This is a genomic window from Paenibacillus glycanilyticus (genome assembly GCF_030161375.1).
Taxonomy (GTDB): domain Bacteria; phylum Bacillota; class Bacilli; order Paenibacillales; family Paenibacillaceae; genus Pristimantibacillus; species Pristimantibacillus glycanilyticus_B.
This window is the reverse complement of record NZ_BSSQ01000018.1, coordinates 262,691-275,498: the sequence shown is the minus strand read 5'-3', so window position 1 is coordinate 275,498 and position 12,808 is coordinate 262,691. Positions and strand designations below refer to the sequence as shown.

At 51.8% G+C, this 12,808-nt stretch carries 11 protein-coding genes; 9 read left to right on the top strand and 2 right to left on the bottom strand.

Annotated elements, in window-relative coordinates; translation table 11 throughout:
* The first annotated feature begins 16 nt into the window (after window positions 1-16).
* A complete protein-coding gene (locus QQK89_RS23765) occupies window positions 17-1,171 on the top strand; it encodes an enolase C-terminal domain-like protein (RefSeq protein ID WP_284241172.1) in 1,155 nt (384 codons plus the stop codon).
* Window positions 1,172-1,282: 111 nt separating this feature from the next.
* On the opposite strand, the gene QQK89_RS23760 is transcribed toward QQK89_RS23765, so the two are convergent.
* On the bottom strand, window positions 1,283-2,035 hold the full coding sequence (locus QQK89_RS23760; protein WP_284241171.1) for a helix-turn-helix transcriptional regulator: 753 nt from the start codon (window positions 2,033-2,035) through the stop codon (window positions 1,283-1,285).
* Between the two features lie 171 nt (window positions 2,036-2,206).
* Here QQK89_RS23760 and QQK89_RS23755 point away from each other — a divergent pair, with 171 nt between their 5' ends.
* From QQK89_RS23755 to QQK89_RS23720, 8 genes are all read left to right on the top strand, one after another.
* Window positions 2,207-3,349: a BMP family ABC transporter substrate-binding protein gene (locus QQK89_RS23755; RefSeq protein ID WP_284241170.1), complete on the top strand. Its 1,143-nt coding sequence runs from the start codon at window positions 2,207-2,209 to the stop codon at window positions 3,347-3,349.
* Between the two features lie 77 nt (window positions 3,350-3,426).
* Entirely contained in the window at window positions 3,427-4,983 is a 1,557-nt protein-coding gene (locus tag QQK89_RS23750) for an ABC transporter ATP-binding protein (RefSeq protein WP_284241169.1), read from the top strand.
* On the top strand, window positions 4,976-6,025 hold the full coding sequence (locus tag QQK89_RS23745) for an ABC transporter permease (RefSeq protein ID WP_284241168.1): 1,050 nt from the start codon (window positions 4,976-4,978) through the stop codon (window positions 6,023-6,025). Before QQK89_RS23750 ends, QQK89_RS23745 begins: the two co-directional genes overlap by 8 nt.
* Window positions 6,018-6,962 (top strand): ABC transporter permease, encoded by a 945-nt coding sequence (locus QQK89_RS23740; RefSeq protein WP_284241167.1) that lies wholly within the window; start codon window positions 6,018-6,020, stop codon window positions 6,960-6,962. Before QQK89_RS23745 ends, QQK89_RS23740 begins: the two co-directional genes overlap by 8 nt.
* A 60-nt stretch (window positions 6,963-7,022) precedes the next feature.
* Window positions 7,023-7,931 (top strand): nucleoside hydrolase, encoded by a 909-nt coding sequence (locus QQK89_RS23735; RefSeq protein ID WP_284241166.1) that lies wholly within the window; start codon window positions 7,023-7,025, stop codon window positions 7,929-7,931.
* A complete protein-coding gene (gene rbsK / locus QQK89_RS23730; protein WP_284241165.1) occupies window positions 7,931-8,899 on the top strand; it encodes a ribokinase in 969 nt (322 codons plus the stop codon). Before QQK89_RS23735 ends, rbsK begins: the two co-directional genes overlap by 1 nt.
* Complete coding sequence (locus tag QQK89_RS23725) at window positions 8,874-9,824, top strand: nucleoside hydrolase (protein ID WP_284241164.1); 951 nt, start codon at window positions 8,874-8,876, stop codon at window positions 9,822-9,824. Before rbsK ends, QQK89_RS23725 begins: the two co-directional genes overlap by 26 nt.
* Before the next feature lie 149 nt (window positions 9,825-9,973).
* Complete coding sequence (locus tag QQK89_RS23720; protein WP_284241163.1) at window positions 9,974-10,669, top strand: stalk domain-containing protein; 696 nt, start codon at window positions 9,974-9,976, stop codon at window positions 10,667-10,669.
* An 18-nt stretch (window positions 10,670-10,687) separates the two neighbouring features.
* Here the strand turns inward: QQK89_RS23720 and QQK89_RS23715 are convergent, their stop codons facing one another.
* Entirely contained in the window at window positions 10,688-12,739 is a 2,052-nt protein-coding gene (locus QQK89_RS23715; RefSeq protein WP_284241162.1) for a helix-turn-helix transcriptional regulator, read from the bottom strand.
* Window positions 12,740-12,808 lie beyond the last annotated feature (69 nt).

Sequence of the window (12,808 nt, the reverse complement as noted above, 5' to 3'; positions counted from 1 at the left end):
CATAGAGGAGTGATTCATGATGGATCTATCTTTTATTCAACCGGAATGGAAAATCGAGAAGATTGAGGTTGCCACGCTTACAGGTGAACGCGCTAGGAGCGCGGGTTCGAACGGCAGGCTTGGCGATCATGGCAAAAGCTGCTCCGTGCGTATTGCCCGGATTACAATCGATGGAGACACGGGGTTTGGCCATACCGGTTCGTTAACCGAAGAGATGGCGGAAGCCGTTGTTGGCATGAGGCTGATCGATTTGTTTGATCCCAACGGCAGAATACTGAAGCCATACCGCATTCCGCTCGAGTATCCGATACTGGATTGGATCGGACGCCGGTTAGACAAGCCCGTGTACGAATTGGTATCCAGACTAAACCGCGAGCCTGGTTCTCCGCTTGTTGTGCCTTGTTACGATACATCCCTTTATTTCGACGACTTGCATTTGGCGAGTGAACAAGATGCGGTAGCGCTGCTCAAAGAGGAAGCGGAGCAAGGGTACGCCAAAGGACACCGCAACTTCAAGATCAAGGTTGGCCGCGGCGGACGGCATATGCCAATCGCGGAAGGGACGCAGCGGGATATCGCCATTATTCATGGCGTTGCCGAGGTTGCCGGACCAAGCGGGCGAATTATGATCGATGCGAACAACGCTTATAATTTGAATCTAACCAAAGAAGTGCTGGCGGCTTGCAGCGACGTGAATCTGTATTGGGTGGAAGAGGCTTTCCACGAGGATGATGCTTTGTACGCCGATCTGAAAGCATGGCTTCGCGAGCGCGGCCAAAATGTCCTCATTGCCGACGGCGAGGGACTGGCGTCTCCGCATCTGGTCAGCTGGGCGAAAAACGGTCTTGTTGACGTTCTCCAATACGACATTATTTATCCGGGCTTTACGCATTGGCTGGAGCTTGGAGCGGAGCTGGACCAGGCGGGACTTCGTTCCGCGCCGCATTGCTACGGCAATGCTTACGGCATCTACGCTCTTGCGCACATCGCTGCCGCAATCAACCATTTCGAATTTGTTGAACACGACGACATCACGATTGAAGGCATGGATACTTCCGCTTATCGGGTGGAGGACGGCATGTTCCACGTTCCGGCGAAAGCGGGCTTTGGTCTCGCGTTTGACGAGGAGCTGTTTGCAAGCCGGGTCGAAACGAGCGGCTGGAGCCGGTAATTTAAAATAAGAAAGATGACTTCTGCAGAAGGCGGAAGTCATCTTTTTTTGTCTGGATAGACAGTATGATTTATCTATTATAGAGGCAAGGATAGATACAGCGGAGCATGCTTATTTTCTATTGCGCTGGCGGAAGGCCTTGGCGGTCATGCCGGTCTCCCGCTTAAACATGCTGCAGAACTGCACCTCGCTGGAAAATCCGCAGGAATGGGCAATTTGGGAGATTTGGTCGTTCGTCTCGTATAACATGAGCTTGGCGTAGTTCATGCGTTTGTTGAATAAATACTGAAGCGGCGGTACGCCGTATTCTTCCTTGAACAAGTGGCGGAAACGGTCATAGCTGTAACCGGACATAACGGCTAATTCTTCGACCGTTATTTTCTGTCTGAAGTGTTCTTCCATATAATTTCTTACATACTGCAAAGGATTATCCTGTAACTGTTCGGATTTGCGCGATTCCGTTAACCGGCTGATCAAGATAACAAGCTCGCCGATCATGAGATTGAGCATTTCGGAATAACCCTGTTTCTTGCCGGAGAACTCTTCGTTCATCCGCAATATAAGAGGTTTGATCCCGCTATTTTCTTGATCTTTAATAATCGTATTGATATGGCCGAGAATGTCTTGATCGCTGTGGAAGCCGATGAACAAAACATCGCCTTCCGAATCATGACGTTCGTCATGTTCGGTTCGAGGAGCAATGACGGCAAGCATATCACCGCCAAATGTGTAAAATTTGGAGCCGATGCGGGTCTCGCCCGAACCTCCGAAATAATAGACCAGTTCGTAACACTCGTGGCTGTGCGGCGGAATATACCGGCTTTTCTCCCGCTTGGAATAGAATAGAAAGTCGAGCAGATTCACCCTGCGCACCTCCGTTAGTTTAGCCGAATCATATAATAACTTCGACCGAATGGCAATAAGAATTACAGCTTCATTTTGCTACAATGAGGTCACATTGATAGCCGAAACCATAATCGGCATAGGTCGGATGACCTTCGATGAAGCACCAAATACGAAGCGAGGAACCGTTCAATGAGAAAAGCATTCATGCTGTTAGTCCTAATGGCTATATTTTTTGTAACCGCTTGCGAAAAGAATGTCTCGACACCGGATACATCCGGTAGTGCAACTTCTAACAAAGGGGCAAACGAAAATGCGGCAGCCGGCGGAAAAGACGCTTTTAAGGTTGTTCTGCTAATCCCGGGCACACTCGGGGACAAGTCGTTTTTTGATGCGGCCAATGCCGGCGTTGAGAAAGCAAAGCAAACGCTTGGCGTAGAGACGAAAGTCATTGAGATGGGCACCGATCAAACGAAATACGAGCCCACCTTGGAAGACGTGGCGGCTCAGGATTGGGATTTGATTATATCAGGTGGTTCTCAAATTACGGAACTTATGAACGCAACGGCCCAGAATCATCCGGACAAGAAATTTATTAACTACGATACGGACATTGCGGAGTTAGCCTCCAATGTTTATGGCGTATCGTATGCGACGAATGAGGTTTCCTTCCTCGCCGGAGCAACGGCGGCACTCGCTTCCACGTCGGGACTGCCGGATGCGAACCCGGACAAGAAGATCGGGTTTGTCGGCGGAATGGATATTCCGGGCATTAATGCTTTCCTGGTAGGGTATATCGAAGGTGCAAAATATGTTGTGCCAGACATTAAAGTTGCGATTTCCTATGCCGGAGACTTCGCGAATCCGGGTAAAGGGAAAGAGCTTTCCTTGCTGCAATACAAATCCGGCGTTGATGTCATCTTTAACGTAGCCGGCGGTACGGGGCTTGGCGTATTCGACGCGGCCAAAGATCAGAAGAGATATGCGATTGGCGTCGATTCCGACCAGTCTGCAATGATGCAAGGAACGGATGACGAGAAAGCCAATCTGATTGTGACCTCTGCCATCAAGAAGATTGATGACGTTATTCTGAATGCGGTGAAGCAGGCCAAAGAAGGCACGCTGCCAACCGGCAAGTTGGTCGTGTCGGGCCTTCTGGAGGGCGGAGTTGGTTTGGCTGAGAACGATGTATATACAACGGTTCTCCCGGAAGATGCCCGTAACCAAATTAAAGATTTAACATCCAAGCTTGCATCCGGGGAAATTAAAGTGAGCAATGCGATGGGCATGGATACGGCGCAGATCGAACAGATCCGCCAATCCGTGAAGCCTTAAATTTCAGCTTTCCGAAGGGGATTCTGCCAAGCGGAATCCTCTTTCTCTTAGGTAGAAAAGAAAGGAGACGTTAACGAATGGGATCTTCTCCATTGCTTGAAATGCGCAATATAACCAAAGTATATCCAAATGGCGTCGTCGCCAATTCCAATGTCAACTTCTCGCTTGTTGAAGGCGAGATTCATGCCATCGTCGGAGAGAATGGAGCGGGCAAGTCCACGCTTATGAAAATGATCTTCGGAATGGAGGAGCCAAGCGAAGGCGAAATGCTGCTGGCAGGTAGCAAAATGCGGTTCCGCTCGCCGCAGGACGCGATAGATAACGGCATTGGCATGGTGCATCAGCATTTTATGCTGGTTCCTTCCTTTACGGTTGTTCAAAATATCGTGCTGGGGATGGAGCCTACCAAAGGCGGATCGATCAACTATAAAGAAGCCGTTCGGATGACGGAGGAGCTATCCGCCAAATACAATCTCGCGATTGATCCGCATGCCAAAGTCGAGAATTTGTCCGTCGGCATGAAGCAGAAGGTTGAAATTCTGAAAGTGCTTATTCGCGGGGCCAAAGTATTGATATTGGATGAGCCTACCGCCGTGTTGACGCCGCAGGAGACCGAGGAGTTGTTCCGGGAGCTGAAAGGGCTGAAGCGCGAAGGCCACACGATCGTATTCATCTCCCACAAGCTGAAGGAAGTCAAAGAGATATGCGACCGCATCACGATTATGCGCAGCGGCAAGACAGAGGGCGTATTTACGACTTCGGACATGTCGGAGCGGGATATTTCCCGCCTCATGGTAGGCAGGGACGTAGTGCTTAAATATGATAAAACCGAGCGGAGAGCCGGTCCTGCCGTCCTCCGTGCGAGAGATTTGTCCTACATGGGGCCGGAAGGCAAGCCGCTGCTAAGCCATGTCAGCTTCTCGGTCCGCGAAGGCGAAATTGTCGGCATTGCGGGCGTAGAAGGCAATGGACAAGCAGAGCTTGTACAGGCGTTGACGGGCAGTCTGCCTGGGGTTAAGGGGACAGTTGAAGTCGCCGGAGAAAACATGATCGGGCGGTCGATCAAGGAAGTCCGCGATACGGGCGTGTCATACATTCCGGAAGACCGGATGCGTCAAGGAGCCGCTAAGGATGCCAGCATTTCGGATAATTTGATAGCGATGTTCTACCGCATGAAGGAATGGAACCGCGGCTTATTCCTGAACAAGAAGAAGATTACCCGGTTTACGGAAGAGCAGATTGCCCGTTATAACGTGCGTTGCAAAGGGCCTGAGCAGCCAATTGGCATGTTGTCCGGCGGCAATATGCAGAAGATTGTTGTTGCGCGGGAATGCGAAGCGGCGCCGAAGCTGCTTATTGCCGAGCAGCCTACGCGGGGCGTAGATATTGGCGCGGCGCGGCTCATACACGAGCGGCTCTTGGAGATGCGGGATGACGGCTGCGCGATTCTGCTGTTGTCCGCGGACTTGAATGAAATTCTGGAAGTAAGCGATAGCCTGCTTGTTATGTACAACGGGCAATTCGTTGCGTATTATCCGGACGTCAAAGAGGTAACGGAAGAAGAATTAGGCTTTGCGATGCTTGGCATCAAACGCCAGGACGCGGCCGAAGTAAGGAGAGCTCTCCATGATTAAAGCCATTCACTTTGAAAAAATACGGACGATTGCCGTCATTGCGATATCGCTTTTGCTGACGTTGCTTATCATTGCGGTAGTGAGCGATGATCCGCTTCGTACAATGGGCGTGTTCCTGACCGAGCCGCTCTCATCGCTTGCCCATATCGGCAACATAGTCGAAATGGCGATTCCGCTCATGTTTACGGGTCTGTCCGTTGCGTTGTTGTTCCGGGCGAATCTGTTCAATCTAGGCGCGGAGGGGCTGTTTTATTTTGCGGGGATCGTAGCCTCTTCCATAGCGGTCCATTTCACGCTTAGCGCCTATGTCCATCCGATTGTTGCCATTCTCGCAGGCGGTTTAACAGGTGCTCTTCTGTCTGCAATACCGGGTATTCTGAAAGCCAAATGGAACGTTAACGAGCTGGTTACTTCCTTAATGTTCAATAGCATTTTGTTTGGCGTAGGCCTCTATTTCTTGAATTACAAGCTTCGGGATCCGCAGGCATTCGTTAACGCTTCTTACAAGTTTCATCCCTCAGCGATGCTGAATAATCTTGTGCCGGGAACGCGCATTCATATCGGCTTAATTCTGGCGATCTTGTCTATATTGGCCGTGCATTATTATTTGTACAACACCAAGTGGGGTTACGAGCTACGCATGACAGGCTCGAACCGGTCCTTTGCCGAGTACTCCGGGATCAATACGACAAAGGTGATTATCGTCGTCCATCTGATTGCGGGTTTCCTGGCGGGTATGGGCGGTTCGGTTGAAGTGCTCGGTATGTATAACCGTTTCCAATGGACGGGACTGCCGGGTTACGGCTTGGATGGTGCGCTTGTGGCGCTTCTGGCCAAAAACAACCCGCTCTCGGTTATCGGAGCCGCGTTGTTCCTGGCTTACATCCGCATTGGCGCTGACCAGATGGCCCGGATGTCCGACGTGCCGGCAGAGCTGATCTCCATCGTACAGGCGGTCATTATTTTGCTTATTTCAGCGGAACAGTTCCTGAAGTTCTGGAAAACTCGCATGCTGCTCAAGGAGGCGGGGATCCGTGAATAATTTCTTTTCGATTCTGTTTTCGACCGACTTCGCTTTCTCCGTGCTTCGGGTTATGACCCCGATTTTATTTGCGGCGCTTGGAGCTTTGATCTCGAATAAAGCGGGTATCGTCAACATTGGCATGGAAGGAACGATGCTGACGTCGGCATTAACAGGAGTAATTGTTAGCGCATATTCGGGAAGCGCATGGGTCGGACTGCTCGCCGGCATTGCTTCGGGAATTGCAATCGCCGCGCTTCTCGGATTTTTCACGCTAAAGTTCAAAACGCATATTATTCTTGGCGGTATTGCGATTAACATGTTTGCCTCAGGCGGCACTGTATTTATCTTGTATCTGGTGAGCGGTGACAAGGGGGCTTCGACGTCGCTGAAGAGCGGTGTTCTTCCTTCCGTTCATATTCCCTTGCTTCAGGATATTCCCGTGCTTGGTCCAATCTTATCCGGTCATAACATATTGACTTACGTATCCTTGCTGTGCGTTATTGGCTTGTATTACATGCTGGCCAAAACGCCGCTTGGACTGCGGATACGCGCCGTCGGGGAAAATCCGCAAGCTGCCCAATCGGTTGGCGTCCGCGTGAACCGGGTGCAATTCATCTCGCTTCTGATCTCCGGATTTTTCGCGGCGCTTGGCGGCGCGTACATGTCGATGGGTTATCTGTCGCTCTTCACGCGGGATATGACCGCCGGACGGGGCTGGATTGGCATTGCGGCGGAAGCCGTAGGACGAAGCACAACGCTTGGCACGTTCTTGTCCTCCTTGCTCTTTGGGGCGGCGGATGCATTGGCTAACGCACTGCAAGTATTGAAAATTCCGGCGGAGCTAATCGGTACGACGCCGTATGTGGTTACCGTTATCGGGCTTGTCGTCTATGCCGTTACGGAAGCGAAAGTAAAGAGCCGTAAGCTGGCCAAAAACTTAGAAAAGAATAAATAAGAACCGGATCCTTCCTGACAAGATGGAGATGAAGTGGCTGATCCGGGAGAGGATGGAATTATGAATCGTATAATTATTGATACCGATATCGGAAGTGACATAGACGATGCCATGGCGCTAGCTTTGGCCTTGCGTTCCCCGGAGCTGAAGCTGGAAGGCGTAACAACGGTGTATGGAGATGCGCATCTGCGTGCCAAGATGGTCAGCAAGATGATTCGGCTGGCCGGTCAATCGGACATACCGGTAATGGCGGGATTAGACCGTTCGCTTCTTGGTAACCGTCCAATCTGGATGGCGGGGCACGAAGGGGAAGGGCTTCTCGCGAAAGGCGAAGAGTTGGAATATGATAACCGCCATGCGGTGGACTTCATCGTTGAGACGGTCATGAACAATCCGGGCGAGATTACGCTTATTCCCATTGGTCCGCTAACGAATATTGCGGCCAGTCTCATCCGGGAGCCGAGAATTGCAAACAACGTCAAAGAAATTGTGCTCATGGGCGGTGCAACCCGCTTAGCCGATAACGGAGCGGATATCCGCGTCGTAGAGCATAATATTGCATGCGACCCGGAAGCGGCTTCGGTCGTATTCGGCAGCGGTGCGCCTATCGTGATGGTTGGTCTCGACGTGACGATGAAGGTGCAAATTACGGAGGCGGAACGGCAAAGCCTGGTCGCCACCAACGATCCTTTGAACTTGAAGCTTGCCGGCATGATGGAGCGCTGGTTTGACTTTGTGAAGGAACAGCATACGTATATGCACGATCCGCTTACCGTTTCCTTGCTCATTGACCGCAGTCTCGTCCAAACGAAAAAAATGAACATTCAGGTCGAATACGACCATCGTCCAAGAACCGGTCAGACCGTGGCGACGTTTGCTGATCATGCCAATGTGGAAGTTTGCCTGGACGTTGACGCGAGCCGGATGGTTCGGCTGCTCATGAGCCGCTTGCTTAAGGAGGGGGCTTGATGAGCGCCCGCGCAGGCAAAATCGTCGTAGTGGGAAGTTTGAATATGGACATCGTCGTTAAGACCTCCAGATTCCCGGAGAGAGGAGAGACCTTATCCGGGCAAGAGGTCCATTTTCACCCTGGAGGCAAAGGCGCCAACCAGGCTGTTGCTTGCGCAAGGCAAGGGCATGAGACGGTTATGCTTGGAGCAATCGGCGAAGATGCGTTTGGCAGCAGTCTGGCGGAATCATTGGAGTCGAGTGGTGTCGACACCAGATATCTGTTGACAAAACCGGGGGTGGCGACTGGCATTGCCTCTATTACGCTTGCTGAGCAAGATAATTCGATTGTTGTTGTACCGGGAGCTAATGGAGCGCTTACGCCTGATGACGTGATGGCTTGGCAGCCTGTTATTTCTGAAGCGGCCATTATGCTTATCCAGTTTGAAATCCCGATGGAGGTTGTCTCCGCAGCCGTCCATGCAGCTCATAAAGCGGGTGTAAAGGTTATTCTAAATCCTGCGCCTGCTTGCGAGATTCCGGAGGATCTTGTTAAGAAAGTCACTTATATAACGCCCAATCAATCTGAGTTGCACGCGATTACGGGCATTGATCCGAGTGCTGACGGGCTGGAGAGTGCCATGGATGCCTTGCTTGCCCGCGGGCCGGAGTTTGTTGTTGCGACGCTTGGCAGTAGGGGAGCAGCCTGGAAAGAGCGCGGCGGAAGTTTGCGCCGTGCCGCGACACATCACGTAGATGTAGTGGATACGACTGGCGCTGGCGACGCGTTTAATGGCGGTCTAGCTTGCTCGCTTGCCATAAACCGGGAAATTGGGGATAATGTGAAGCATGGCATAGCTGTATCAGCGCTAGCCGTCACCAAGTTCGGCGCCCAGGACGGCATGCCGACGCTTCAAGAGGTGGAGCTGTTTAAATCCGTACACGAAAACGAGGGAAGTTGTCATGACTCAAACAAAAATGATCATTGATGCGGACACGGGCATCGATGATGCTATCGCTATCCTATATGGCCTCAAATCGCCTAAGATTCAGATGGAAGGCATTACGACGGTATTTGGCAACATTGCCGTTGAACAAGCAACCGAAAATACGCTTCGCATTGTGAAGCTGGCTGGCCGGGAGAATGAAGTTCCCGTCAGCGAAGGGGCATCCCGTCCGCTTACCCGCGAGCTGCTCGGATTCTCGACTCATGTGCATGGCGAGAACGGCATCGGGGATGTTGAGCTTCCGGCAACGTCGCAGAAGAAAATCGACGGACCCGCGGCAGATTTCATTATCCGCAAGGCGGAAGAGCTTAGAGGCGAGCTTGTTATTGTCGCTATGGGCAGGCTGACCAATATCGCGCATGCTCTTCAGAAGGATCCAACGCTTCCTTCCAAGGTGAAGCATTTGTACATTATGGGCGGCGCGGTTAATGTGCCGGGCAATGTAACGCCAGTATCGGAAGCGAATATTTGGGGGGATCCGGAAGCGGCCGATCTGGTTATTCAGTCGGGCATGGCTATTACGCTTGTTGGTTTGGACGTAACGATGAAGACGATGCTTCGTCAGAGCCATCTGGATTCGCTGCAGCGGTTAAGCAAACCGGAGAACCTGCCAATCGCCGATTTCATGAACCGTTCCATGCAGTATTATTTCGATTTCTATCGGGAAGTGAACGCTTTCCGCGAATGCGCGCCTATGCATGATCCGCTGACCGTGCTTATTGCGGTCGAGCCGGGCGTTGTCCGTACGCAATCGATGCATTTGTCGGTGGAATGCGAAGGCAAGCATTGCGTTGGCATGACCGTAGCCGATCAACGGAGAAAGCCATCCGTCGGCAGTCCCGTGCAAGTATGCGTGGACGTGGACGCGGACCAAGCGATCGACTTGCTGCTTGAAGTGTTTATATAAGAGATGAGAGGCTGACCCGTATAAGGTCAGCCTCTTTTTTTGTGCCTAGGCACTCTATGGAAAATACTCCTTTCGGATAATAGTCCTTCGCGGCTATGGATGTTAGCATAAAGCCAGTTACAGTCCAATAGGGGAGTGAAGAGACGAAAATGAAGAAGCTCGTGTGGATTACGTTGATTGGCGCGGTATCTCTGGTTTCGATGACGACTGGCGCCGTTGCCGCAACGACATCAACCAAAATTCAAGCATACCTGGACGGAAGCATCAAGTTCAAAATCAATGGCGCGCCCTGGAAGCCGGTAGATGACAAAGGCAAAGAGATTCAGCCGATTACTTACAAAGGCACAACTTATTTGCCGGTGCGGGCGGTATCGGATGCGTTCCAAACGCCAATCAAATACGACGGCGCTTCCAAAACGATAAGTATCGGTGCCGGAGATTCGGTGAAATTCAACTCCAGCGCCATTAAGCCCAAATACCAGCCATGGCAATTCCAGGACGTTGCCGAGAAGTCGCAGCTGACTTTTGGAGATAAAGTATACGCTGGAGCTTATAGCATGCCGGCATGGTCAGGAAGCAGTCCGAACGATTATATGAGCTTCCAATTTAATGCCAAGTACAAGACATTGCATTTGGCCGTATCCGGCACAACTGATCTCAAATTCCAGGTGGCCAATCTCGAAGGGAAAGTGATTGCTTCGGGTTTAACCGTATCCAAGGGCAAAGTGTCCGAGTACGATATTGATCTAATGGGCAGTGACGGCATCATCGTGTATCCTTATGCGGGACCGGCTACGGGTGACGCAAAGTTCTACCTCATCAAAGATATCAGCTGGGTTAAATAAAGTTGCCTCATAGAGCTGCTAGCCGCGACCGGACACTTTGTGTATGAGCTGGGAGCGGCTCTTGACGTCAAGCTTGCGGAAAATGTTGGCTAGGTGTTTCTTGACGGTCACTTCGCTAAGGCAAAGATCGCTTGCGAGCTCAAGATTCGAACGGCCGAGCGCCACGCGCTCTACGACTTCCCGTTCGCGGCGGGACAGCAGGGCAAGTACGGCTTCTCCGGCTTCGTCATCGGACTCCTCGTGCTCGTCATCGTCTTGTACGCCAAGCGCCGCAATCATTTTGTCCACGTATTGCTTCACTTTGTTGCCCCGGGTATCCATGATGTAATAAGGAGAGGGCGTCACGCCGTCATAATCGAGATTGACGGCTTCTGTTGCTTGCTCCATCCCAAGGCTGGTGCAGATCGCATGCGAGATCGGATTGCCGATTGGCGCGGCAACGATATAGCCGGTCGAGAGAATATGGCTGATCAGCGTCGATAACGAAGCGTGCATCATCACGAAGTCGCTGAAGTCGTACACGTCGAGAATTTTTACGAAATAACCCGAATGATTCGGTGGCTGCACGGCAAGCTCTTGCCGCATCTCGCCGGTTATCGCGTTGAAATACGCGCGGGACAGGGGGGCTTCGCTTAAATAATCAATAGTTCCGGCGTGAATCGGAATAATCTCCATTAATCCGCAGATCTCGCCTTCTCCGCTGCGAATCAGCTTGACGCAGCCTTGCTGCAAATCATACAGCTCTTGCAGCCGGATCTGGCTCAGCACGAGAATGCTCTCATGTCCGGACAAGCAGAACTCGATTTGCGTGCCGTCCGGAGCGGTGAAGGGGATGTATGAATCCTTCGCGGTTCGTCTGCGCCGCTCGATATATTGCTCCGCTTCCTCCCAGTTTCCTAGCGCCAGAGGCTCCACGCTGTAGGATACCCATTGCCTGTACATGAGGAAATGAACAAACTGGTTCCCGATATAATAGAGAAACTCGGCATTTTCCCAAGAGACCGACTTTTTGCGCGCGGATTGCTTGAGCTTGTTGGAGTAATATTGAACGCAGCGCCGCCAGATCCGGTTGTAGCGGTCGGGCATCCGCATGCGGAGATCTTTGGCGATGGCCTCCCTCAGCAGCTCATGAAGGAGCCAGCCGCGGTCAATTCGCTGGATGAACGAGTAGGAGATCAACTTCCGGAATTGCTCCGTGCTTACGGCTCTGCCCAACATCCGGCTGAGCATCTCCTGATTGAAGTAACGGGCGACGGCGGCGGATTCGACCAATTCCCGCATATCCGGGTCAGGCACTTCCCGCAGCCAAGTATGTACAATATGTCCGAATAAGGCATCTTCATCGCCCGGTAGCTCTTCAGGTTCCGGTGATGCGAGCGAAGTGGAAGCGAGAAGAGCCAGCGACAGCGGATGCCCGCGCGTTCTTTTCCAAATCGTGTGGATGGCTTCCTCTTCGGCTATGCCGCATCGCTTTAAGTAAGCCTTTGAATCATCGTAATTGAGATCACCGAGAGGCATGCGGTAAATTTTGCGTTCCCAGGTGGGAGAAGCGTGCCAGGCTGGATGCAGGGGGAATCGGCCGCTAAGGACAAAAATCACTTCTTGTGGCATATGCTCCATGAACTGATCCCGCAGCCAATGCTCCATCTCGCCGATTTCCTCGAACGTATCGATGGCTAGAATCAGGTTGGGCTTGCCTGCTCTGAGAATGGCCTCCCGGCAAAGCTGGAGCAATAAAGCTTCGTTGCTTGCTTGATTCCCATCCGGCATGGGCATATGAAGGGAGCGCAACAGAAACAGACAGAATTCAGAAGGCGTGTTGGCGAAGAGGCGGCAATCTGCCATAACGAAAGGAAGTTTTCTTTGTTGTGCCAAACGTTGGAACTCCCGCAGCAACATTGTTTTTCCGATCCCGCCTGTACCGTGGATATTGACGATTGTCCGGCTGCTTGACGTTGCTTCCAGCGTATTGGCAAATAGCGAAACTTCCCGTTCCCGGCCGTACAACGGTATGCTTGAGAGCGAATCTTCTTCACCGGATCGACTTAATGTCCATTGTTCCTTAGCCATACGGCCTATCACCTCTCGCCGCTCTTAGGCGGTTAGTCAATAATAATACGGATATGGCTTATTGTAAGG